The organism is Streptomyces lydicus, from assembly GCF_004125265.1.
Classification (GTDB): Bacteria; Actinomycetota; Actinomycetes; order Streptomycetales; family Streptomycetaceae; genus Streptomyces; species Streptomyces lydicus_C.
The window spans coordinates 5695732-5717819 of the sequence record NZ_RDTE01000003.1; the positions used below are offsets into that span (position 1 = coordinate 5695732).

A 22088-nucleotide genomic window follows, 5' to 3' on the forward strand; every position below is an offset into this window, starting at 1 on the left:
TCGCGTACGGTTGACGGCTGCCCTACGCACAGGAGAAGGGGGCCTGGGTGGCCGCGCACAACGCCACGCACGCACCGGATCACGCTTCGGATTCCGTTCGCGACCGCGAGATCGAAGCCGAGCAGACGCATCTGGACCGCGTCTACCGGCGCCTTGAGGAGAAGATCCACGAGGCAGAGTTCCTGATGGACGACGCCGCCAAGCGCGGCCAGGTCGGCACGCCCGGCGCGCTCGCCGAGCGCGACGCGCAGGTCTTCCAGGCCGGCGTCCATCTCCACCGTCTGAATTCGGAGTACGAGGACTTCCTCTTCGGCCGGATCGACCTGCTCCTCGGCAAGGACGGCAAGAAGGGTCCGGACGGCGCCTTCACCTCCGTCGAGCCCGCCGACGGCGCGATCGAGGACCACCGCGCGGCGATCGCCGAGACGCTGCACATCGGCCGCCTCGGCGTGCTCGACGCGGACTACTCCCCGCTGGTCATCGACTGGCGGGCGCCGGCCGCCGCGCCCTTCTACCGGGCCACCCCGGTCGCCCCCGGCCGGGTCGTCCGGCGGCGGGTGATCCGCTCCAAGGGGCGCCGGGTCCTCGGTGTCGAGGACGACCTGATGCGCCCCGAGGTCACCGCGACGCTGGACGGCGAGGAGCTGCCCGCGGTCGGTGACGGTGCGCTGATGGCCGCGCTGGGCCGGGCCCGCAGCCACACCATGCGGGACATCGTCGCCTCCATCCAGGCCGAGCAGGACATGGTGATCAGGGCCCCCGCCGCCTCGGTCACCGAGGTCGAGGGCGGCCCCGGCACCGGCAAGACCGCGGTCGCGCTGCACCGCGCCGCCTACCTCCTCTACCAGGACCGGCGCCGCTATGCGGGCGGCATCCTGATCGTCTCCCCGACGCCGCTGCTGGTCGCGTACACCGAGGGCGTCCTGCCGTCGCTGGGCGAGGAGGGCCAGGTCGCCATCCGGTCGCTCGGCTCGCTCGTGGACGGCGCCGAGGCGACCGCTTACGACCCGCCGGCGGTGGCCCGTATCAAGGGCTCGTCGCGGATGCAGAAGCTGCTGCGCAAGGCGGCGCGCGGGGCGCTGGAGCTGGCCGGCCCGGCGGCCGCGGAGCCCAAGGGCAAGACCGCGGACGAGGGCGGGGCAGCGGAGGGAGGCGCCCAGCTCTCCCTGGAGGACCTTTTCACCGCGCCCGCCGCGCCCACCGCTCCCGCCGCGCCCGCCGCGCCTGCCGCTCCCGCCGGGAACGCTGCCGGCGACGGGGAGGGCACCGGCCGGCGCCGCTCCAGACCCTCCCGCCCCGCCCCGGCCGTACCCGCCCGGCTGCGGGTCGTCGCCTTCGGCGGCCGCATCGAGCTGGACGCCGACGAGCTGCACGCCATCCGGCAGTCCGCGCTCGGCGGCACCGCCCCGGTCAACCTGCTGCGCCCGCGCGCCCGCCGGCTGATCCTGGACGCCCTGTGGGCCAAGTCCGGCGCCGCCCGCCGCTACACCGACCCCGAACTGGCCGCCGAGGCCCGGGAGGGATTCGACGAGGACATCACCACCGAGTCCGACTTCCAGGAGTTCCTGGACGCCTGGTGGCCCGAGCTGACCCCGCGCGGGGTGCTCACCGCGATGGCCGACGAGCGCCTGCTGGGCCGCTGGGCGCGCCGGATCCTCAACCCGCGTGAGGTGCGCCAACTGGCCCGCTCCCTGCGGCGGTTGGGCGGCACCGGTGCGCCCCCGGCCGCCGCCGGGGACACCCCCGGCCGGACCCCCGGGGCGGGGGAGGGGCAGGGCCCGCTGTCGGTGCACGATGTCGCCCTGCTGGACGAGCTGCAGATGATCCTCGGCGCCCCGATGCGCCCGCCCCGGCAGCGCGAGGCCGACCCGCTGGACCAGCTGACCGGTCTGGAGGAGCTGACGACCTACACCGAGCGCAACGGTGGCGGCCGCAGCCGGCGCGAACGGCTGGAGGAGGAGCGCACCGACTACGCCCATGTCATCGTCGACGAGGCACAGGACCTGACGCCCATGCAGTGGCGGATGGTCGGCCGCCGTGGCCGGCACGCGACCTGGACGGTCGTCGGCGACCCCGCGCAGTCCTCCTGGTCCGACCCGGACGAGGCCGCCGTCGCCCGCGACGAAGCGCTCGGCACCCGCCCGCGCCGCCGCTTCACGCTCACCGTGAACTACCGCAACCCCGCGGAGATCGCCGAACTGGCCGGCAGGGTGCTGGCGCTGGCGATGCCCGGGATGCAGTCGCCCAAGGCGGTCCGTTCCACGGGCCTGGAGCCGCGCTTCGCGCTCGTCGCGACCGGAGACGGAGACGGGGGCGGGGACGGTGACGGGGGCCGGCCGGACCGGGCCGCCGGCGACGCGGCGCTGGCCGAGGCCACGGTCGCCGAGGCCGGGCGGCTGCTGGGCGAGGTGGACGGCACGGTCGGCGTCGTGGTGGCCATGAACCGCCGCGCGCAGGCCCGCCGTTGGCTCGCCCCGCTCGGCGACCGGGTGGTGGCCCTGGGCTCCCTGGAGGCCAAGGGGCTGGAGTACGACGCCACCCTGGTGGTCTCGCCCGCCGAGATCGCCGACGAGTCCCCGGCCGGGCTGCGGGTGCTGTACGTGGCGCTGACCCGGGCCACCCAGCAGCTGACCGTGCTGTCGGCCGCACGGGACGAGCCGGACGCGGCCGGGGTGCCGGACCTGCTGCGGGACTGAATCCGCCGCGGGCCCGAGCCGGGCGGGACCGCCCCGGGCCGGGCCCCGGCCCGGTAGCCGCCGGGCTCGGCCCTGCACCCCCTCGGGCCCGGTCCCGCAACCCCGCCGGCCCCGTCCGGCACCCGTACGGCGGGCGCGGCAGGCCGCTGCGCCGCCGCCGTACGAGGGGTCTTGAAATCGGGCCCGCGGGACGGGATTCGCTTCCGGGGATGGTTTGTTAGCCTGGGTGACGGCACCGGCCCGATCCAAGCCCCCGGGCCCAACCATCGTCGCTACGAGCGACCACTTGCCGCGAGGCGAGCATGGCGGGTCGGTGTCATAGACCAGGAAGAGGCCCACGTCACCCGGTGACGTGGGCCTCTTTGCCGTCGACGGGTATTCTCGTATGGTGGAAGTTGTTTTCCGGAGTCGCCCGTGCCCGCGAACACAATGTTCGCAATGCGAGGCGGCTACCGCGTACTCCGCGGTAGGTGCGACGATCGGACAGCAATCCAGCAACACGGTGAAAGCAGAGGAAGTCGGCCATGGCAACGGCGCCCAGCGTCTCCTACTCGATGACGGTCCGGCTGGAGGTGCCCGCGAGCGGAACCGCGGTCTCCCAGCTCACCACGGCCGTGGAGTCCAACGGAGGCTCGGTGACCGGCCTCGACGTCACGGCGTCCGGCCACGAAAAGCTCCGGATCGACGTCACCATCGCGGCCACCTCCACCGCCCACGCCGACGAGATCGTCGAGCAGCTGCGCCACATCGAGGGCGTCTCGCTCGGCAAGGTCTCCGACCGTACGTTCCTGATGCACCTCGGCGGCAAGATCGAGATGTCGTCGAAGCACCCCATCCGCAACCGCGACGACCTGTCGATGATCTACACCCCCGGTGTCGCCCGCGTCTGCCAGGCCATCGCCGACAACCCCGAGGACGCCCGCCGGCTGACCATCAAGCGCAACAGCGTCGCGGTCGTCACGGACGGCTCGGCGGTGCTGGGCCTGGGCAACATCGGCCCCAAGGCCGCGCTGCCCGTCATGGAGGGCAAGGCGGCCCTCTTCAAGCGCTTCGCCGGCATCGACGCCTGGCCGCTGTGCCTGGACACCCAGGACACCGACGCGATCGTGGAGATCGTCAAGGCCATCGCCCCCGGCTTCGCGGGCATCAACCTGGAGGACATCTCCGCGCCCCGCTGCTTCGAGATCGAGGCGCGGCTGCGCGAGGCCCTGGACATCCCGGTCTTCCACGACGACCAGCACGGCACCGCCATCGTGGTGCTCGCCGCGCTCACCAACGCGCTGCGCGTCGTCGGCAAGAAGATCGAGGACGTCCGGGTCGTGATGTCCGGCGCCGGCGCGGCCGGCACCGCCATCCTCAAGCTGCTGCTGGCTGCCGGTGTCCAGCACGCCGTGGTCGCCGACATCCACGGCGTGGTGCACGCGGGCCGCCCCGACCTGGTCGACGCCGACCCGGATTCGCCGCTGCGATGGATCGCCGACAACACCAACCCCGAGGGCGTCACCGGCACCCTCAAGGAGGCCGTGGTCGGCGCGGACGTCTTCATCGGCGTCTCCGCGCCCAACGTCCTGGACGGCGACGACGTCTCGCAGATGGCCGACGGCGCGATCGTGTTCGCACTCGCCAACCCGGACCCGGAGGTCGACCCGGCCGTCGCCCGGCAGACCGCCGCCGTCGTGGCCACCGGCCGCTCGGACTTCCCGAACCAGATCAACAACGTCCTGGTCTTCCCCGGTGTCTTCCGCGGCCTGCTGGACGCCCACTCCCGTACCGTGAACACCGAGATGATGCTGGCCGCGGCCGGCGCCCTCGCGGACGTCGTCCTGGAGGACGAGGTCAACCCGAACTACATCATCCCCAGCGTCTTCAACGAGAAGGTCGCGGGCGCGGTGGCCGGGGCGGTCCGGGACGCGGCGAAGAGCGGTGACCCGTCTGTGACGGCCACCACGACGGTCTGAGTACGGCGCGTCGCTGGACACGCCGTTGTTGGGGCCCCCATAGGGTGGCGGGAAGCGACCGCCGCCCTGTGGGGCCGGCCCGGAGCGGGATTGACACGGAGCGTCACCACTGACGAGGCAGTGGCGCTTTTCGTGTGACCCTCCTGGGTGCCGGATTGGCTTTACCGCCGCAGGTGGGGGCAGGATGCGTAATCGGGCGCGAGGGTCTGGCACCAGACCCGGGTCCGGGGACTGTCCGAGGACCCTGGCAGCATCGGCTTCGATCTCACGCCTCATTGGCAAGAAGAACACGGGAGTACAAACATGAACCGCAGTGAGCTGGTGGCCGCTCTGGCCGATCGCGCCGAGGTGACCCGCAAGGACGCCGACGCCGTTCTGGCCGCCCTCGCCGAGGTGACCGGCGAGGTCGTCGCCAAGGGCGACGAGAAGGTCACCATCCCCGGCTTCCTGACCTTCGAGCGCACCCACCGTGCCGCTCGCACCGCGCGCAACCCGCAGACCGGCGACCCGATCCAGATTCCGGCCGGCTACAGCGTGAAGGTCTCCGCGGGCTCCAAGCTCAAGGAAGCCGCCAAGGGTAAGTAACACCCCCTAGTACGGCACAAAGGCGGTCATCCCTCCCAGGGATGGCCGCCTTTTCGTGTGACCGGGGCTGTCCCCCGGGGGCGTTGCGGCCGGAAAGCGCCGCTGCGCCCGTCCGTGCGGCCTGTGCCCGCCGGGATCAGTTGGGGTGGGCGAACGGGAAGTCCGCCAGGTCCACGTCCTCCAGAGAGGCCACCACGGCCGTACGGGGGCCCGCCGCGATGCCGGGCACGCTCGGTATGGCCAGCAGCCGGCAGCCCGCCGCCAGCGCCGCCGCGGCGCCCGTGGGGGTGTCCTCGACGGCCAGGCAGTCGGCGGGGTCGACGCCGAGACCGGCCGCGGCGGCCAGATAGGGGTCCGGGTGCGGCTTGCCGCGCGGTGCCTCGCCCGAGGTGACCGACAGGGCGAAGCGGTGCGCGCCGAGGGTGCGCAGCACCAGATCGGCGACATGCCGTTCGGAGGCGGTGACCAGGGCGGCCGGGACGCCCAGGGCCCGCGCCCGGTCCAGCAGACGCAGCGCACCCGGCTGGACGGTGACCCCGGACGCGACCCGGGCGGTGAAGTCCCGGTCCAGCCGGGCGGCCGTCCGGGTGACGTCGCAGCGCACCCCGTACCCGTGCACCAGCCGCCGGGCGGCGTCGTCCACCGGGGCGCCGGCGAAGTCCGCCAGCACCGCGTCGGTGGCCGCGAGGCCCTGCTCCCGCAGGAAGCCGGCCACCGTGTCCAGCCACTGGTGCTCGGTGTCGACGAGGGTGCCGTCCATGTCGCACAGCATGGCCGCGGGGAGCGTGGGGGCGGGCGGGGGGATCACGGGCATGGGCGGGCTCGCAGTTCGGGGGAGAGGGCGGGCGGAAGCGGGGCGCGGGGCGGGAGGACTGGAGAGCGGCCGGAGCGGGGGCGCCCGCTGTCAGTCGGCCGCCGGGGTGCGGGCCAGCGGGTTGGCCTGGGTGGAGTTGCGGACGGTGAAGACCACCGCGCCCGGGCGGTAGCGGTCGTCGGAGGTCTCGACGGGGCGGCCCTCCGCGGTGGTCGTGGTGCGGCGGACGCGCAGCAGCGGGCTGCCCCGTCGCACCCGCAACTCCCGGGCGTCCACGGTGCCGGCCGCCAGGGCGTCCAGGTGGTGCTCACCGTGGGCGAACATCAGCCCGCTGGAGGCCAGGAGCGCCTGTGTGACCGATTCGCAGTCGTCGGGCAGCTCCTCGACCGCACCGGCGATCCAGCCCGCGTAGACCGTGCGCTCCAGCAACACCGCCTCGCCGTCCAGGGTCCGCAGCCGCAGCACCCGCAGCACCTCGTCGCCGGGGGCCAGTTGCAGCAGCGCGGCCTCCTCGGCGGTGGCCGTGCCGCGGACGCTCTCGCGTACCCGGCCGCCGGGGGTGTGGCCGCCCGCGCGTGCCCACTGGGCGAAGCTGCGCAGCTCGGTGAAGCTCTGGCTGGGCGCGGTGCTCAGGACGAGGTGCCGGGCGCCCTGGCGGGAGCCGATCATGCCTTCGGAGAGCAGCGCGGCGAGCGCCTGGCGGACCGTGCCGCGCGAGACGCCGTGGGTGGCGGCGAGTTCGGTCTCCGAGGGCAGTGCGCTGCCGACGGGGAGCATCCCGTCGGTGATCGCCCGGCGCAGCGCCTCGGCGATCTGCTGGTGGCGTCGGGTCAACAGGGCTCCTCGCGGCCTGGTGGTGAGCCGGCCGGCAGGACGGCTCCCGGCCCTGCGGACAGGGCCGGAACGATCGGGTCAGCTGTGCGCAGATGTACGCGTCCGCTCAGCCACGGGGTATGCGTCTAACCACTGCGCAAAGCTCTAAACCTTTTCCATTATAACGCTTATGACCTGCGGTTTTTCTGCTCCAGGGGTTGGTCTGGGGTTCATCTTCCGGTTATTTTGACGGGGCTTACTGACGGCGGCTTGTCCATACAGGTGGAGGGCCAAAGATCCAGGAGTAACCAGTGAAGCCACCCCGACCGGCGGGTTTGCGCCGGGCGTTCGCCGGCGGCGTCGCGGTCCTCGTGACCGCCACGGCCGCCGGCGGCTGCGGCTACGCCCCGGCCGCCGTCACCAGCAAGGCGGCCACCGCCCGTTCGGCCGCGGACCTCGGCGGCATGGACGCCCTCGTCAAGGCCGCCAAGAAGGAAGGCCGGCTCAACGTCTATGCGCTGGCCCCCGATTGGGCGAACTACGGCGAGATGATCAAGACCTTCGAGCGGAAGTACGGCATCGAGGTCAACAACGAGAACCCCGGCGGCACCAGCCAGCTCGCCCTCGGCGCCGCCGACAAGCGCCGCGGCCAGGACCGCGCCGTCGACGCCCTCGACCTGGGCACCGCCTTCATGCGCAACGCCCAGGGCAAGCGGCTGCTCGCGCCCTACAAGGTGACCGGCTGGCGGGACATCCCCCGCACGCAGAAACAGACCGACGGCTCGTACCTCAACAACTACGGCGGCTACATCTCCATCGGCTGCGACGCCAAGGCCGTCACGAAGTGCCCCACGACGTTCGCCGAGCTGCTCCAGCCGCGGTACCGGAACAAGATCGCGCTCAACGGCAACCCGGCGGAGTCGTCCTCGGCGTTCTCCGCGATCTTCGCCGCGGCGCTTGCGGGCGGCGGCTCCTTCGGTGACGTCCGGCCCGGCCTGGCCTTCTTCAAGAAGCTCAAGCAGCGCGGCAACTTCGTGCCCGTCGAGTCCTCCCCGGCCACCATCCGCAAGGGCGAGACCCCGATCTCCCTCGACTGGGACTACCTCAACCTCGGCTACCGCAAGGAACTCCTGGCCAAGGGCGTCGACTGGCGGGTCTCCGTGCCGTCCGACGGCCCGTACTCCCAGTACTACAACCAGGCCGTCAACGCCTACGCCCCGCACCCCGCCGCCGCCCGGCTGTGGCTGGAATTCCTCTACAGCCCCCAGGGCCAGAACATCTGGCTGCGGGGCTACTCCCGTCCCGCCCTCCTCGACCGGATGGAGAAGGACGGCACCGCCGACAAGAAGGCCGCAGCGCGCCTCCCCGAGGTCCACGGCACTCCGAAGTTCCCCACACCGGAACAGGAGGACGCCGCCAAGGCGGCCATCAACGAGGGCTGGGGCAAGGCCGTCGGCTGACCCCCGCTCACCCCTCCCCGCCCCTTGGAGATCTCCCGCGTATGAGTGACCGACCCGCGACGGACGCCGGCCCGCCCGGCCGCCCCCGCCGCAGCACCCGCCGCCTCCACTGGCCCGCCGTCCTGCCCTTCTTCGCCTTCCTCGCGCTCTGCTTCGGCCTGCCGGCCGGCGCCCTGGTGTACGGGGCCTTCACCGCCACCGACCCGGCCACCGGCCACACCCACGCCACCCTCGACAACGTCCGCCAGTCGCTCAAGGGCATCTACGCCACCGGCCTCGGCGGCAGCGTCCAGCTCTCCTTGCTCTGCGCCCTGCTGGCGACGCTCGGCGGTACCCTCATCGCGCAGGCCGTCGTCGCCTCCCGGCGCCCCGCCCTGCGCCGCGCCGTGGTCGCCGCCTGCGGGGTGCTCGCCAACTTCTCCGGCGCCCCGCTCGCGTTCGCCTTCGTCGCGACCCTCGGCACCACCGGCACCCTCACCCGGCTGCTGTCCCTGGACCACACCGGCTTCAGCCTCTACACCACCGCCGGACTGGTCCTGGCCTACCTGTACTTCATGATCCCGCTGATGGTGGTGACCGTGCTGCCCGCGCTCGACGGGCTGCGCACCCAGTGGCGGGAGGCCGCCGCCTCCTGCGGCGCCACCCGCGGCCAGTTCTGGCGGCACATCGGCCTCCCCGTCCTGCTGCCCTCGCTGCTCGGCGGCGCGGTGCTGCTCTTCGGCACCGCCTTCGCCTCGCACGCCACCGCCGCCGTCATGGTCGGCAGCTCGGTGCCGCTGATCACCGTGCAGATCTCCAACGCACTGGCCGGAAACGTCCTGGCCGGCCAGGAGAACCTGGCCCTCGCCATGAGCCTCAACATGGTCGTCATCGCGCTGCTGGTGATGGCCGTGCAGATACCGCTGCAGCGCAGGAGCGCCCGATGGCTGGGATGACCACCGCCGCGCAGCCGCCCGTGGCGCCGCCCCCGGACCGCGCCCCCGAGCCGCGCCCCGCGCCCCCCGCCCGCGGCCGCCGCCCCTACGGACGCCTCGCCGTCCTCCTCCTGGCGTTCCTCTACTTCGCCGTCCCCGTCGCCGCTTCCCTCTGGTTCACCGTCGACGACCCCGTCAAGGGCTTCTCCCTCGACGTCTACACCGGCCATCTGGTCTCCGCCGACATGCTGGGCAGCCTGCTGCTCTCCGTCGAACTGGGGCTGGCCACCGTCGCGCTGGGCCTGCTGCTGGTCGTCCCCGCCATGGTCGTCGTCCATCTGCGGCTGCCCCGGCTGCGCCCGCTCGTCGAGATCGCGTGCATGACGCCGCTGGTCGTCCCGCCGATCGCGCTGGTCGCCGGGGTCAACACGGTGCTGTCGTGGGCGCCTGACCTGGCGCGGACGCCCTTCTACCAGACCCTGATGGTCCTCCAGAACGAGAACTTCCCGCTCGTCCTCGTCCTGCTCTACACCGTCATGTCGCTGCCGTTCCTCTACCGGTCGCTGGACGCCGGACTGCGCGCCGTCGACCTCAAGACGCTGGTCGAGGCCTCCCGCAGCCTGGGTGCCGGACGGCTGACCACGCTGGGGCGGGTGGTCGTGCCCAATCTGCGGCCCGCCGTCGTCAGCGGCGCGGTGCTCAGCCTGGCCATGGTGCTCGGCGAGTACACCGTCGCCTCCGTGCTCGGCTACCGGCCGTTCGCCGTGTGGATGGTGGAGGTCGGAGGCGAGGAGGCCGAACTCGCCGGTGCCGCCGCCATGCTGAGCCTCTTCCTCACCTGGGGCCTGCTGCTTCTGCTCACCTTCTTGGCGGGCGGCCGGACCCGCCGGACCCGCCGGCAAAGGACGACGTCATGACCGTACCCGTACACCTCAAGGGGCTGCGCCGGAGCTTCGGCGCGACCACCGCGCTGGACGGCCTCGACCTGGAGATCGCGCCCGGCGAGATGGTCGCCCTGCTCGGCCCGTCCGGCTGCGGCAAGACCACCGCGCTGCGCATCGTCGCGGGCTTCGAGACCGCCGACGGCGGCGAGCTCACCATGGACGGCGAGGACGTCACCCACGTCCCCGCGCACCGCCGCGGCATCGGCATGGTCTTCCAGTCCTACAGCCTCTTCCCCAACATGACGGCCGCCCAGAACATCGGCTACGGCCTGCGGGTGCGGGGGTCCGCCGCCGCCGAACGCACCGCCCGCGCGGCGGAGTTGCTGGAGCTGGTCGGCCTGCCAGGACGGGAGGACCACTATCCGCACCAGCTCTCCGGCGGCCAGCAGCAGCGCGTCGCGCTGGCCCGCGCGCTCGCCGTCCGCCCGCGCGTCCTGCTCCTGGACGAGCCGCTGTCCGCGCTCGACGCCAAGGTGCGGCTCAGCCTGCGCGAGGAGATCCGGCGTATCCAGCTCGAACTCGGCATCACCACGGTCTTCGTCACCCACGACCAGGAGGAGGCGCTGTCGATGGCCGACCGCGTCGCCGTGATGCGGGGCGGGCGGCTCGAACAGTGCGCCGCCCCCGCCGAGTTGTACGAACGCCCGGCGACCCCGTTCGTCGCGGAGTTCGTCGGCACCATGAACCGCCTGCCCGGCACCGTCAGGGACGGCGGGGTGGTGGAGCTGTTCGGCCGCCGTCTGCCGGTCCACGGGGAGGCACCGGGCGGCAGTGCGGGCCGTGCGGTCGAGGTGCTGCTGCGGCCGGAAGGTCTCGCCGTCCGTACGGACGCGGGCGCGGAGGGGATGTCCGCGACCGTACGGGTGGCGACCTTCCTGGGCGCCACCACCCGGCTGCACCTGACCACCGAGACCGGCGTCCCGCTCAAGGCCGATGTGCCCAGTTGGGAGGCCGGCGAGCTGACACCGGGCGCACGGTGCACGGTCACACCGCACGAGAAGCCGGTGCTGGTGACGGACTGCTGAGCGGGACTTCACCGGGGGGAGTCCCGCTCAGCTCCTGCGGGGGCCGGGGGAGCGGCAAAAGGCCGCTCTCCCTCCGGCGCTCGATCGGCAGGGCGGCCGTCCGCCCGGCCGGTCGGGCGCCGCTCGCTCAGTTCGGCAGCGCGCCGTTCGGCAGTTCGACGTCGGCACCCAGCTCCACGAGCTTCTCCATGAAGTTCTCGTAGCCGCGGTTGATCAGGTCGATGCCGTGCACCCGGGAGGTGCCCTGCGCCGCCAGTGCCGCGATCAGGTACGAGAAGCCGCCGCGCAGGTCGGGGATGACCAGGTCGGAGCCCTGCAGCTTGGTCGGTCCGGAGACGACCGCGGAGTGCAGGAAGTTGCGCTGCCCGAAGCGGCAGGCGCTGCCGCCCAGGCACTCCCGGTAGAGCTGGATGTGCGCGCCCATCTGGTTGAGCGCGGAGGTGAAGCCGAGCCGGGACTCGTAGACCGTCTCGTGCACGATCGACAGGCCCGACGCCTGGGTCAGCGCGACGACCAGCGGCTGCTGCCAGTCGGTCTGGAAGCCGGGGTGGACGTCGGTCTCCAGGGCGATGGCGTTGAGCAGGCCGCCCGGGTGCCAGAAGCGGATGCCCTCGTCGCCGATCTCGAAGGCGCCGCCGACCCGGCGGAAGGTGTTGAGGAAGGTCATCATCGACCGCTGCTGCGCGCCGCGGACGAAGATGTTGCCCTCGGTGGCCAGCGCGGCGGACGCCCAGGAGGCGGCCTCCAGGCGGTCCGGGAGGGCGCGGTGGGTGTAGCCGTCGAGCTTGTCGACACCGGTGATCCGGATCGTCCGGTCGGTGTCCATGGAGATGATCGCGCCCATCTTCTGCAGCACGCAGATGAGGTCCTCGATCTCCGGCTCCACGGCGGCGTTCGACAGCTCGGTGACGCCCTCGGCCAGGACGGCCGTCAGCAGCACCTGCTCGGTCGAGCCGACCGACGGGTACGGCAGCCGGATCTTGGTGCCGCGCAGGCGGTGCGGGGCCTCCAGATACTGGCCGTCGGCGCGCTTCTCGATCGTCGCGCCGAACTGGCGCAGCACGTCGAAGTGGAAGTCGACCGGGCGGCCGCCGATGTCGCAGCCGCCCAGGCCCGGGATGAAGGCGTGGCCGAGGCGGTGCAGCAGCGGGCCGCAGAACAGGATCGGGATCCGCGAGGAGCCCGCGTGCGCGTCGATGTCCGCGACGTTGGCGCTCTCCACGTGGGACGGGTCGAGGACCAGTTCGCCCGGCTCGTCACCGGGGCCGACCGTGACGCCGTGCAGCTGCAGCAGTCCGCGCACCACACGTACGTCGCGAATATCGGGCACGTTGCGCAGCCGGCTGGGGCCGCTGCCGAGGAGGGCGGCGACCATGGCCTTGGGCACAAGGTTCTTCGCGCCGCGAACCCGGATCTCGCCCTCGAGCGGGGTGCCGCCGTGGACAAGCAGTACGTCGTCAGTAGAGACGGTCATGGATCTCGCGTTCCTGGAGACGGGCAGGGGCCAAGCTGAAATGGTAAGGGCGGGCGGGGGTGAGTCCGTAGACCCGTGCGGTCTCCGGGCATGTAATGGCTTTGTCACAACACGCTCCGCTACGGTCCGCCTTTGATCTGTAATCGACTTTTGCCGGGAAACGCCAGGGATGTCGCGAATGGCCGCTCCGGTGCCGGGGCGTGCGCCGGTGCTGCCGCCGTACGCCCTGCCCTGCTCTCGCCCGGGTCCGGGCGTTGACTCCCCGCTCCGGGCAGAAGTGCGGGATCATGTGGCCATGACCGAGGTGTCCTCGCTCACAGGGCGGCTTCTTGTCGCGACGCCCGCGCTCGCCGATCCGAACTTCGACCGCGCGGTGGTGCTCCTCCTCGACCACGACGAGGAGGGCTCCCTCGGCGTGGTCCTCAACCGCCCCACGCCGGTCGGCGTCGCGGACATCCTCGCGCCCTGGGCGGCGCTGGCCGGTGAGCCGGGGGTGGTCTTCCAGGGCGGTCCGGTCTCGCTGGACTCGGCGCTCGGGGTGGCCGTGGTGCCCGGCGGGCTGTCCGGCGAGGGCGGCATCCCGTCGGTGGACAGCGGCGCCCGGGCGGGCGGCGACGGCGCGGAGACGGCCGGGGTGCCGGCAGCGGACCGGACGGGCGTGCCGTCGGGTGACGAGCCGCTGGGCTGGCGCAGGGTGCACGGCGCGATCGGGCTGGTCGATCTGGAGGCCCCGCCGGAACTCCTCGCGGCGGTCCTCGGCAGCCTGCGGATCTTCGCCGGGTACGCGGGCTGGGGCCCGGGCCAGCTGGAGGACGAACTGGTCGAGGGCGCCTGGTACGTCGTCGAGTCCGAGCCCGGCGATGTCTCCTCGCCCGACCCCGAGCAGCTGTGGCGCGCGGTGCTGCGCCGCCAGCGCAACGAGCTGGCGATGGTGGCCACGTATCCGGACGATCCGTCGCTGAACTGACTGTCGCCGAGCCGATCGTCACCGAGCCTGCCGTCACCGACCCTGCCGTCGCCCACCCGACCGTCGCTGAACCGGCCCTTGCCCGTCGGGCGGCGGGCCGGCGGGCGCGTCGCGGGCCGGATTTGGTTGACGACTTGATTATTGTGACGGCTTCGTCATGCGGAATTGTCGGACCCCGTCGCTATGGTTCGAGACGACAGGGGACGGTGCGTGGCCACGTCGGCGGGCCGCGCTGGACAAGCGGGGGAGAGCGCCATGCACAGGCCGAGCCTGCCCGAGGACCTGGACCATCCGGAGCACCTGTGGGCGCGCGCCGCGACGCTGGCGGTGGTGGCGGCCGCCATGGACGACTGGGACGAATTCTCCTGGAGCGACCGCGGATTGCAGTGCTGGAACGACGGCGGAAGCTACTGGTGGCGGCTGAAGCTCTACGAGGACGGCCGGGCCCTGCTCTGCGGCCAGGACTCCGACGGCAGCCACACCCACAGCGGCGGCCGCCCCGTCGACTTCCTGGCCGGCGGCCCCGCCTGGCTGCCCCGTGAGCAGCTGCGCGAGGACGCCGAGGGAAACCTCTTCGGTTTCGTCTACTGGTGGCAGGACGGCGCCTGGGCCCGCGCGCCGTACCCCGAGAAGCTGCCGGACGACGGCCTGGAGACGGCCATGGGCTGGGTCGCGCCCGGTGACGAGGCGGTCAGGGAGATCGCCGAGGGCCTGGTGGCCCGCACGGAGACCGAGGTCGACGCCGAGGCGGCGGTCCGCGCCTTCCTCGCCGCCGCCGGGGCCCGCAGGGTCGGCGCCCAGGACATCACCACCCTCCTGGACGCGGTCTGCGGCCAGGACTGCTGGTACGAGGTCCGCCCGGACGCCGCCCTGGCCTTCGCCGCACAACTGGGCCTGACGGCCGGGTCCCGGGGCGGGGTGGCGGTGGCTTCGTAGCGGAGGCGACCCCCGGTGCGCGTCCCCGGCAGGGGCGGGCCCGTCACTGTCACCGTCACTGTCACCGGCCGTCGGTCGCCGCCCTGGTCCGGGCCGCCAGGGCGAAGAAGCGCTCGGCCGGCGGATGGGCATCGCGGGCCGGCAGCGCCAGGTGGACGGGCACGGCCGGCGCGTTCTTCAGCCGGAGGTAGCGGATCCCCGGGTGGGTGTGCCGCCGGGCCACCGGCTCCGGGGCCACCCCGACACCGTGCCCGGCGGCGACCGCCTCCAGCCACTCGTCGACATTGCCCGCGGTGCAGGACAGTTGGGGCCGCCGGCCGGCGGGCCACAGCTCCGGCCGGGTGCTGCCCGTGACGGTGTTCACCACCAGCGGCAGCCCGGCCAGCTCGGCCCAGTCCAGCACCCGGCGGCGGGCCACGGCGCGAAGGGCCGCCGCCCGGGCGTCCGTGAGGTGGTCCTTCCCCGCGCGGCCCGGTGTGCGTCCGCCCGTACGGCTTCCCGCGGCGAGCGGCATACGGGGCACCGCCGCCACCCGTGGCTCATGGAGCAGGGCCGTGGTGCGCAGTCCGGCGCCTTGGGGGACCTCGCCGCGCAGCACCGCGATATCCGACTCCCCGGTCTCCAGTCCGGCGAGCGGGGAGTCGCGGCGCACCAGCCGGACGCCGGCGCCGGTCGCCGCCTCGAAGTCCGCGATGAGAGCGGTGCAGGCGGCGGGCAGCAGCGAGGTGAAGCCCAGCCGCAGGACCGCGGGCCCGGTGGACGAGCGCAGCACGTCGGCCAGCCGGGACAGCAGTGGTGCGAGGTCGGCGTGGAGCCGGCGGCCGGCGTCGGTGAGCTCGACCCGGCGGGTCGTACGGTCCAGCAACCGGGTGCCGACCAGGCTCTCCAGCGCGCGAACGGTCCGGGTCAGTGCGGGCTGGCCGATCCGCAGCCGGTCGGCGGCATGGGTGAAGCTGCGCTCCTCGGCCACGGCGGCGAAGCCGCGCAGGTGCCGCAGCTCGATGCCGTCGAGGGCCTGGAGGGCTGAGCCGGAGTCCACGTTCACGCCGGTCCCGGAACCGGAGGCGGCGTCAGAGCCGGAGTCGAAGCCCAAGTCGGAGACCAAGCGGGAGCCGGAGTCGGAGTCGGTGGCGTCATTCATGCCGCGCCAGCATAAGTGCACCCCGCCGGGCATTTCCCCGCGCATGCGGAGACTCCCTACGTTTCATCCGTCGGTTCACCCCGGGGCGGGGGACTCTCCAGCGCCCCGGACGATCAGGGGAGTTGAGCGCGGTGCGCAAGGTCGGGCTGCTGACGCTGGGGGCCTTCACCCTCGGCCTGGACGCGTATGTGATGGCAGGGGTGCTGCCGGTCCTTGCGGACGACATCGGGACCCGGGTGGCACTGGCGGGGCAGCTGGTCACGGTCTTCACGCTCGCGTACGCGCTCTCCGCGCCCCTGGTCGCCGGGCTGCTCTCCGGAGTCCGGCCGCGGGCGCTGATCCTGGCCGCGCTGGCGGTCTTCACACTCGGCAACGGCGCGACGGCCCTGGCCCCCTCGCTGGGGACGCTGCTCCTCGCCCGGGCCGTCGCGGGCGCCGGTGCCGGGGTCTACTCGGCGCTGTCCACGGCGGCGGCCGCCGCACTCGTGCCGCCCGAGCGGCGCGGCCGGGCCCTGGCCCTGGTGATGGGCGGCATGAGCGCGGGCACCGTACTGGGCGTACCGATCGGGGTGCTGCTGGCCGAGCACACCGGCTGGCGGGCCACGATGTGGCTGCTGACGGGGCTCGGCGCCGGTGCGCTCGCCGGGCTGGCGGCGCTGCTGCCGACGGTCCCGGCCGAGCCCGTGGTGCCGGTACGCGCCCGGCTGACGGCCCTCACGGACCGCGCGGTGGCCCCCGTCGTGGCGGTGTCCTTCCTGGCCGCGGTGGCCAGTCTCGGGCTGTACACCTACCTCGCGCCGGTACTGGCCGCGGCGGGCGGGGTCGGCGAGGTGGCCCCGTACCTGTGGGCCTGGGGCGCCGGCGGGGTGCTGGGCAGTGTGCTGGCCGGGCCGCTGGTGGACCGCACGGGGCGGGCGCGGCTGCTGACCGGCGGGGTGCTGGCGGTGATCGTGCCGGCGCTGGCGCTGCTGCCGGTGCTGGCCTCCGTGGCGCTGCCCGGCGCGGTGGCCGCACTGGTGGCGTGGGGCGCGGCGGGCTGGGCACTGCAGGTCCCCCAGCAGCACCGGTTGCTGGCGCTGCGCGCCGAGCGCGGCACCATCGCCCTCGCCCTGAACAACTCGGCCCTCTACCTGGGCAGCGCGGTCGGCTCGGCGCTCGGCGGGCTGGCGCTCGGGGCGGGACTTGCGCCCTGCGCGCTGCCGTGGGTGGCCGCCGGGGTGGCGGCGGCGGGTCTCGCGCTCCACCTGGTGGCGGGCCGACGCTCCCGGGTGGTGTCGGGCGTGAGTACCCTTGGCTGTTATGAGCACTCTTGAGCCCGAGCGCGGGGCAGGTACGGGGACCCTCGTAGAGCCGACACCGCAGGTGTCGCACGGCGACGGCGACCACGAGCGCTTCGCCCACTATGTCCAGAAGGACAAGATCATGGCGAGCGCGCTCGACGGCACCCCCGTCGTGGCGCTGTGCGGCAAGGTCTGGGTCCCGGGTCGCGACCCGAAGAAGTACCCGGTCTGCCCCATGTGCAAGGAGATCTTCGAGTCCATGGGCGCCGGCGGCGACAAGGACAAGGGCGGCAAGGACGGCGGCAAGAAGTAGCAGCCGCCGTCCCGCGGGGCGCCTCACCGTGCGTGGGGTGCCTCGCCGTCGGTGGCGGGCCTCGCCGTCGGTGACGCCGCACCGTTCGTGAGGCGTCCCGCCGTCCGTGGCGCGCCCCGCCCCGTGAGGGGCCCTGCCGCCTGCCACCCGTCCCCATCCCGCCCCGGCACGGCCGGTCTTCGGCCCGTTCGCGCCGGACCGCCCCGGTCGGCGAGGGCGGGCTGCAGAGCTGGTTCATCCGATCCATCCGGCACTTCGCCCGCCGGCTCGCCGCCTGCCACCCGCGGCCCGCGGCTGACCGGCCGGGACGGAATCCTGGAAGGCGGACCGCCGAGGGTGCCGCGGTCTCCTCCTGGCGCGGCCGCGCGGGAGGTGTCGCCGCCGCGAAATCCGGCCATGCCGTCGTGATGTGCCCCGACGGCAGGCGTACCTGGACCGCCGTCAGCACCCCTCCCGGACGAGCCGGTGCCGACCGGCTTCGTACGGCCCCCGGAGGGCGTCTACCGCCACGAGCCCATATCGCCGGAACTGACCGCGGACCAGACCAGACCAGGCCAGACCAGACCGGACCAGGCCGCACACGTCCTCGGTACCCAGGCTCATGCCTGGACCGACGTCATGGGCCGTCAGCAGCGCCTCGATCACCAGGATTTGCCCGGCCGGCGGGCCGGCCGGTTGGCCGACCGGCCGCCTTCACCGAGGTCGCCCGGTCGCGGCTGCCCGTACCGGCCGACCGCGACTGCCAGGACTTCACCCGGCGGATGGTTGTCCACTACGCCGCCTCGGCGCCCCCGGCGTCGGCCACCGCCCGCCCGGCGGCCCCCACCCCTGGCAGAAACGGCCCGGGGTGCTCGGACGCCCGATCGACGGGGCGCCCCCAAACGTGTGAGCCCCCGTGCAAGGAGGGCGCCCGTACGGCCGGACCCTGGGACGGTGGTCCGGTACGGCGTCACCCCGCACCGCGGCACATTTGTGGCCGGGTATCGCCGTACCGGGCACTGCTGACCCGGCATCGCCGTAGCGGCGGTGTGCGCCCGGCCGGACGCCTCCGCCGGTGCGCCACACCGCAGTTCCCGCACGGCCGGCGGCGGACGAAACCGGACCAGCACCTCGTCCGGGGACGGATCGCCGGTTCGCGGACCCTCGCGCCGGGGGCCCGGGAAGATGTGCCAGAGTTGCCACGTCCGGGCCGTGAGCACGTACCGTACGGCGGAGCGGAACTGCCGGGACACCGGGGAAGGGGCAGCTGGCTTGACCACGCACGCACCGCACGCGTCGCACACGGTGACGTTGCCGGCCTCGCTCGACGAGGCGGTGGCGGCGCTGACGGCCATGCCTGCCGCCGTGCCCGTCGCGGGCGGCACCGACCTCATGGCGGCGGTCAACGCCGGACTCCTCAGACCCGCAGGCCTGGTGGGCCTCGGCCGGATCAGCGAGATGCGCGGCTGGCAGTACCTGGACGGCCATGCGCTGCTCGGTGCCGGCCTCACCCTCGCCCGTATGGGACGCCCCGACTTCGCCGCGCTGATCCCGGGGCTCGCCGCCGCCGCCCGCGCGGCCGGCCCGCCGCAGGTCCGCAACGCCGGCACCCTCGGCGGCAACATCGTGACCTCCGCCCCCACGGGCGACACCCTCCCGGTGCTCGCCGCCCTCGAAGCCACGGTGATCATCGCCGGCCCCGGGGGCAGCCGCCGTGAGATCCCGGTCAGCCACCTCCTGGCCGGCCGGGAGATGCTGGGCCCCGGCGAACTCGTCGGCTTTGTGCGGGTGCCGCTGCTGCACGCCCCGCAGACCTTCCTCAAGGCCACCGGCCGTACCGGCCCCGGCCGGGCCACCGCCTCCGTCTCGCTCGTCCTGGACCCGGCCCGGCGCGGGGTGCGCTGCGCGGTGGGCGCGGTCGCCGCCATGCCGCTGCGCCCGCTGGAGGCCGAGCAGTGGGTGGCCTCGCTCATCGACTGGGACGGCGAACGCGGCCTGGTGCCCGAGGCGCTGACGGCCTTCGGTGACTACGTCGCCGCCGCCTGCATCCCGGACCCGGCGCCGCCCGAGGACGGTTCGGAACCGGCCGCCCTGCCGCCGGCCGCACTCCATCTGCGCCGTACGGTGGCCGCCCTGGCCCGCCGCGCACTGGGGAGGGCGCTCTCATGAGCGAGCGCAGCGTGCAGGTCCCCCCGGCCGGAGACCGGGAGATCATCATCGAAAGGTGCGCGCCTCGCGAAGGCGGGGCCGAGCGAAGTGAGGGCTCGGCATGAGCGACGCCGACAACCGCCATCCGTACCAGCCGCACCCCGAACACGGCTGGCAGCCGCTGCCGCAGGGCGGCGAGTACGAGTCGGAGGCGACGGCCTTCGTGCAGCTCCCGGAGGACTTCGCCACCGGGGCATACGGCGGCGGATCGCCCCGGTACAACACCCCGGGCACCGAACCGCTCGCCGCACCCGGCCACGGCTACACCCCGCCGGCCTCCTTCACCCCGCACGAGCCCACGCCGCCGGCCGCGGGCACCGATCCGTCGGCCACCGGCCAGTGGACGATGCCCTTCGCCGACCCCTCGGCCGGATACGCCGACCCGTCCGCCGGGTACCCGGCCCAGGCGGAGTACGCGGCCCACCACGGCGCCCCCGAGGGCTACCACGGCGACGCCCCCGAGGCCGCCCGGTCGTGGCACGGCGACCCGGTGGACTGGCCCGTCGCGGGCAGCCCGGAGGCGGGCAACCACGGCACCTGGTCGGTCCCCGCGGCGGCGGACGACGGCCTGGAGGAATCCGGCGAATACCTGGTCGGCGACGACGGACTGACGGGGTATACGGCACCGTCGGGCGGACATCCGGGCCACATCAGTCAGCCTGACCACCCCGGTCACTCCGGTCATTTGGGCCACCCTGCCCATGAGGGGCATCACGGACACCACCACGGTCCTGCGGGGGCCGGGGGTGCCACCGGTTACCAGGGGGGCGGGTACCCGGGCGCCGGTGCGTACGACGGCGCCGGGAACCCGGCGGACACCGGCGCGGCCGCCGGTACCGGGCACTGGAACTTCAGCACCGGGCTGACCGCCACCGGCGGAGCCGAAGCGCATCCCGCGGCGCCGCACGACGCCTCACACGGTGGCGTGGTGCCCGCTCACTTCGGCGGCGCCGCGGACGACCCGTACGCGCACGAACACGGCCTCCCGGGCCACGGCGCCGAGCCGGAGGCCGAACGGCCGGGCGGCACCGACCCGTCGGGCGGCGACCCGTACGGGACGGGCGCGGGTGTCCCGCACACGGCGGCAGGCGGCGCGGCAGGCGGGGCGACCGGGCACTGGTCGCTGCCGGCCGACGCGCTGGCCCAGTGGCCGCCCCCCGGGGACATGGCGCAGCCGCCGCACGACGGGGCGCGGCGGCAGGAGCCGGCGCAGCGGCACGACGGGACGACGGACGCGCCCGGCGGCGCGGCCGACTGGACGGTCCCGGCGGCGGCAGGCGAACAGCCCGCGGATTCCGGCGAGTTCGCGCGCACGGACGCGGCCGGGCACGTGACGCCCGCCGCCCCGGGTACCGACGGCCACGCCGACGACGCTGTGCCGCAGCACGGTGAGCACACCGGCCGCACGGATCTCGGCGGCCGCACGGACCTCGATGGTCCGGCGGACCCGCGAGGCGCCGGGCGCACCGGCGAGAGCTCAGTGGCGGACGACCACGTCAGGACGGACGCTCATGCCGGGGCGCCCGGCAATGCCGGGGCGCCCGGCAATGCCGGGGCGCACGCACATGCAGGGGCCGACGAGACCCCAGGAACGAGCGGAACCCTCGGAACGAGCGGGCCTCCCGGAGTTGCCGAGTCCCCCAAAGTTGCCGGTTCCCCCGGAGTTGCCGAGACCCCCGGCGAGGACCGCAGCGGCACCGCCGAAGCCACCGACAGCAGCAGCGACGGCGACAGCGGTAACGAGAGCGGGATTCCGGCCGGTGGCACCGAGGGTCCGCTCGGCGCCGAGGCGCCGGGCGGGGCCGACGTGGCGGGCGCCCCCGACACCCCCGACACCCCCGAGGCTTCCGACACCCCTGCCGCCGAAGCCTTCGACGAACACCCCGCCGCCTCCTACGTCCTGCGGGTGAACGGCATCGACCGGCCGGTCACCGACGCCTGGATCGGCGAGTCGCTGCTCTACGTGCTGCGCGAGCGGCTGGGCCTGGCCGGCGCCAAGGACGGCTGCTCGCAGGGCGAGTGCGGGGCCTGCTCCGTCCAGGTGGACGGCCGGCTGGTGGCGTCCTGCCTGGTGCCCGCGGCCACCACGGCGGGCAGTGAGGTCCGTACCGTCGAAGGGCTCGCGCAGAACGGTGAGCCCTCCGACGTGCAGCGCGCGCTGACCGCCTCCGGTGCGGTGCAGTGCGGCTTCTGCGTACCGGGGATGGCGATGACCGTCCACGACCTCCTGGAGGGCAATCACGCCCCCAGCGAGCTGGAGACCCGTAAGGCGCTGTGCGGCAACCTCTGCCGCTGCTCGGGCTACCGGGGGGTGCTGGACGCCGTCGACGAGGTCGTCAAGGCCCGTGCGGAGTCGGCCGAGGCCGCCTACGGCCCGGCGGACGACGACGCGGACGGGACGGGGCCGGCGGACACCGCCCGCATCCCGCACCAGGCAGGCCCCTCGGACCCCATGGGCCACGCCCCGCACGACCAGGATCCGCACACGGGAGGCTCCGCATGAACGAGCGCGGAACGAAGGTCCCCCGGTCCGGCGGCCGGGGCACAGACATCGAGACCTGCGCGCCGATCGAGTGCGAGG

The 22088-nt window shown here is 73.9% G+C and carries 17 protein-coding genes and 1 pseudogene; 14 read left to right on the forward strand and 4 right to left on the reverse strand.

Annotated elements, in window-relative coordinates; all coding sequences use genetic code 11:
- Nucleotides 1-47 precede the first annotated feature (47 nt).
- The 3 genes from D9V36_RS27545 (at nucleotide 48) to D9V36_RS27555 (ending at nucleotide 5239) form a co-directional block, all read left to right on the forward strand.
- On the forward strand, nucleotides 48-2696 hold the full coding sequence (locus D9V36_RS27545; protein WP_129296112.1) for a HelD family protein: 2649 nt from the start codon (nucleotides 48-50) through the stop codon (nucleotides 2694-2696).
- A 524-nt stretch (nucleotides 2697-3220) separates the two neighbouring features.
- Complete coding sequence (locus tag D9V36_RS27550; RefSeq protein WP_129296113.1) at nucleotides 3221-4654, forward strand: NAD-dependent malic enzyme; 1434 nt, start codon at nucleotides 3221-3223, stop codon at nucleotides 4652-4654.
- A gap of 303 nt (nucleotides 4655-4957) precedes the next feature.
- Nucleotides 4958-5239 (forward strand): HU family DNA-binding protein, encoded by a 282-nt coding sequence (locus D9V36_RS27555; RefSeq protein ID WP_006605312.1) that lies wholly within the window; start codon nucleotides 4958-4960, stop codon nucleotides 5237-5239.
- 136 nt (nucleotides 5240-5375) lie between these two features.
- On the opposite strand, the gene D9V36_RS27560 is transcribed toward D9V36_RS27555, so the two are convergent.
- Nucleotides 5376-6053: an HAD family hydrolase gene (locus D9V36_RS27560; protein WP_241721066.1), complete on the reverse strand. Its 678-nt coding sequence runs from the start codon at nucleotides 6051-6053 to the stop codon at nucleotides 5376-5378.
- A 90-nt stretch (nucleotides 6054-6143) separates the two neighbouring features.
- The gene (locus D9V36_RS27565; protein ID WP_129296114.1) at nucleotides 6144-6887 is read right to left on the reverse strand and encodes a GntR family transcriptional regulator; all 744 of its coding nucleotides are present in this window, start codon (nucleotides 6885-6887) and stop codon (nucleotides 6144-6146) included.
- Between the two features lie 290 nt (nucleotides 6888-7177).
- Here D9V36_RS27565 and D9V36_RS27570 point away from each other — a divergent pair, with 290 nt between their 5' ends.
- Genes D9V36_RS27570 through D9V36_RS27585 form a run of 4 tightly spaced genes read left to right on the forward strand, consistent with a single transcriptional unit; the run spans nucleotide 7178 to nucleotide 11209 of the window.
- Complete coding sequence (locus D9V36_RS27570; RefSeq protein WP_431357702.1) at nucleotides 7178-8326, forward strand: extracellular solute-binding protein; 1149 nt, start codon at nucleotides 7178-7180, stop codon at nucleotides 8324-8326.
- A 41-nt stretch (nucleotides 8327-8367) separates the two neighbouring features.
- Entirely contained in the window at nucleotides 8368-9261 is an 894-nt protein-coding gene (locus tag D9V36_RS27575) for an ABC transporter permease (protein ID WP_129296115.1), read from the forward strand.
- Nucleotides 9249-10157: an ABC transporter permease gene (locus D9V36_RS27580; RefSeq protein ID WP_129296116.1), complete on the forward strand. Its 909-nt coding sequence runs from the start codon at nucleotides 9249-9251 to the stop codon at nucleotides 10155-10157. Before D9V36_RS27575 ends, D9V36_RS27580 begins: the two co-directional genes overlap by 13 nt.
- A complete protein-coding gene (locus D9V36_RS27585) occupies nucleotides 10154-11209 on the forward strand; it encodes an ABC transporter ATP-binding protein (protein ID WP_129296117.1) in 1056 nt (351 codons plus the stop codon). The genes D9V36_RS27580 and D9V36_RS27585 overlap by 4 nt, the downstream gene beginning before the upstream one ends.
- Nucleotides 11210-11336: 127 nt before the next feature.
- On the opposite strand, the gene murA is transcribed toward D9V36_RS27585, so the two are convergent.
- Nucleotides 11337-12683, reverse strand: coding sequence for a UDP-N-acetylglucosamine 1-carboxyvinyltransferase (murA, locus tag D9V36_RS27590; protein ID WP_129296118.1), 1347 nt, complete (start codon nucleotides 12681-12683; stop codon nucleotides 11337-11339).
- 295 nt (nucleotides 12684-12978) lie between these two features.
- Here murA and D9V36_RS27595 point away from each other — a divergent pair, with 295 nt between their 5' ends.
- Both D9V36_RS27595 and D9V36_RS27600 read left to right on the forward strand, forming a co-directional pair.
- Nucleotides 12979-13650: a YqgE/AlgH family protein gene (locus tag D9V36_RS27595; protein ID WP_129296119.1), complete on the forward strand. Its 672-nt coding sequence runs from the start codon at nucleotides 12979-12981 to the stop codon at nucleotides 13648-13650.
- 255 nt (nucleotides 13651-13905) lie between these two features.
- The gene (locus D9V36_RS27600; protein WP_129296120.1) at nucleotides 13906-14586 is read left to right on the forward strand and encodes a hypothetical protein; all 681 of its coding nucleotides are present in this window, start codon (nucleotides 13906-13908) and stop codon (nucleotides 14584-14586) included.
- A 61-nt stretch (nucleotides 14587-14647) separates the two neighbouring features.
- On the opposite strand, the gene D9V36_RS27605 is transcribed toward D9V36_RS27600, so the two are convergent.
- Nucleotides 14648-15727: a LysR family transcriptional regulator gene (locus D9V36_RS27605; protein WP_129296121.1), complete on the reverse strand. Its 1080-nt coding sequence runs from the start codon at nucleotides 15725-15727 to the stop codon at nucleotides 14648-14650.
- 131 nt (nucleotides 15728-15858) lie between these two features.
- Between D9V36_RS27605 and D9V36_RS27610 the strand changes: the two genes are divergently transcribed.
- The 5 genes and pseudogenes from D9V36_RS27610 to D9V36_RS27630 all read left to right on the forward strand — a co-directional run bounded on the left by D9V36_RS27610 (nucleotide 15859) and on the right by D9V36_RS27630 (nucleotide 22010).
- Nucleotides 15859-17040, forward strand: coding sequence for an MFS transporter (locus D9V36_RS27610; protein ID WP_129298733.1), 1182 nt, complete (start codon nucleotides 15859-15861; stop codon nucleotides 17038-17040).
- Nucleotides 17027-17320 (forward strand): DUF3039 domain-containing protein, encoded by a 294-nt coding sequence (locus tag D9V36_RS27615; protein ID WP_026169910.1) that lies wholly within the window; start codon nucleotides 17027-17029, stop codon nucleotides 17318-17320. The genes D9V36_RS27610 and D9V36_RS27615 overlap by 14 nt, the downstream gene beginning before the upstream one ends.
- 176 nt (nucleotides 17321-17496) lie before the next feature.
- Nucleotides 17497-18209, forward strand: a pseudogene (locus D9V36_RS42235) (family 20 glycosylhydrolase); the annotation flags it as partial.
- A gap of 362 nt (nucleotides 18210-18571) precedes the next feature.
- Nucleotides 18572-19468, forward strand: a complete 897-nt coding sequence (locus tag D9V36_RS27625; protein ID WP_129296122.1) for an FAD binding domain-containing protein — start codon at nucleotides 18572-18574, stop codon at nucleotides 19466-19468.
- Between the two features lie 100 nt (nucleotides 19469-19568).
- Nucleotides 19569-22010: a (2Fe-2S)-binding protein gene (locus tag D9V36_RS27630; protein ID WP_129296123.1), complete on the forward strand. Its 2442-nt coding sequence runs from the start codon at nucleotides 19569-19571 to the stop codon at nucleotides 22008-22010.
- Nucleotides 22011-22088: the final 78 nt, after the last annotated feature.

Bases quoted from the DNA above. Each gene is read 5' to 3' on its own strand.
- D9V36_RS27580 (WP_129296116.1), top strand. From the start codon at position 9,249: ATGGCTGGGATGACCACCGCCGCGCAGCCGCCCGTGGCGCCGCCCCCG.
- D9V36_RS27585 (WP_129296117.1), top strand. From the start codon at position 10,154: ATGACCGTACCCGTACACCTCAAGGGGCTGCGCCGGAGCTTCGGCGCG.
- D9V36_RS27555 (WP_006605312.1), top strand. From the start codon at position 4,958: ATGAACCGCAGTGAGCTGGTGGCCGCTCTGGCCGATCGCGCCGAGGTG.
- D9V36_RS27560 (WP_241721066.1), bottom strand. From the start codon at position 6,053: ATGCCCGTGATCCCCCCGCCCGCCCCCACGCTCCCCGCGGCCATGCTG.
- D9V36_RS27605 (WP_129296121.1), bottom strand. From the start codon at position 15,727: ATGAATGACGCCACCGACTCCGACTCCGGCTCCCGCTTGGTCTCCGAC.
- D9V36_RS27630 (WP_129296123.1), top strand. From the start codon at position 19,569: ATGAGCGACGCCGACAACCGCCATCCGTACCAGCCGCACCCCGAACAC.
- D9V36_RS27575 (WP_129296115.1), top strand. From the start codon at position 8,368: ATGAGTGACCGACCCGCGACGGACGCCGGCCCGCCCGGCCGCCCCCGC.
- D9V36_RS27615 (WP_026169910.1), top strand. From the start codon at position 17,027: ATGAGCACTCTTGAGCCCGAGCGCGGGGCAGGTACGGGGACCCTCGTA.
- D9V36_RS27600 (WP_129296120.1), top strand. From the start codon at position 13,906: ATGCACAGGCCGAGCCTGCCCGAGGACCTGGACCATCCGGAGCACCTG.
- D9V36_RS27550 (WP_129296113.1), top strand. From the start codon at position 3,221: ATGGCAACGGCGCCCAGCGTCTCCTACTCGATGACGGTCCGGCTGGAG.
- D9V36_RS27595 (WP_129296119.1), top strand. From the start codon at position 12,979: ATGACCGAGGTGTCCTCGCTCACAGGGCGGCTTCTTGTCGCGACGCCC.
- murA (WP_129296118.1), bottom strand. From the start codon at position 12,683: ATGACCGTCTCTACTGACGACGTACTGCTTGTCCACGGCGGCACCCCG.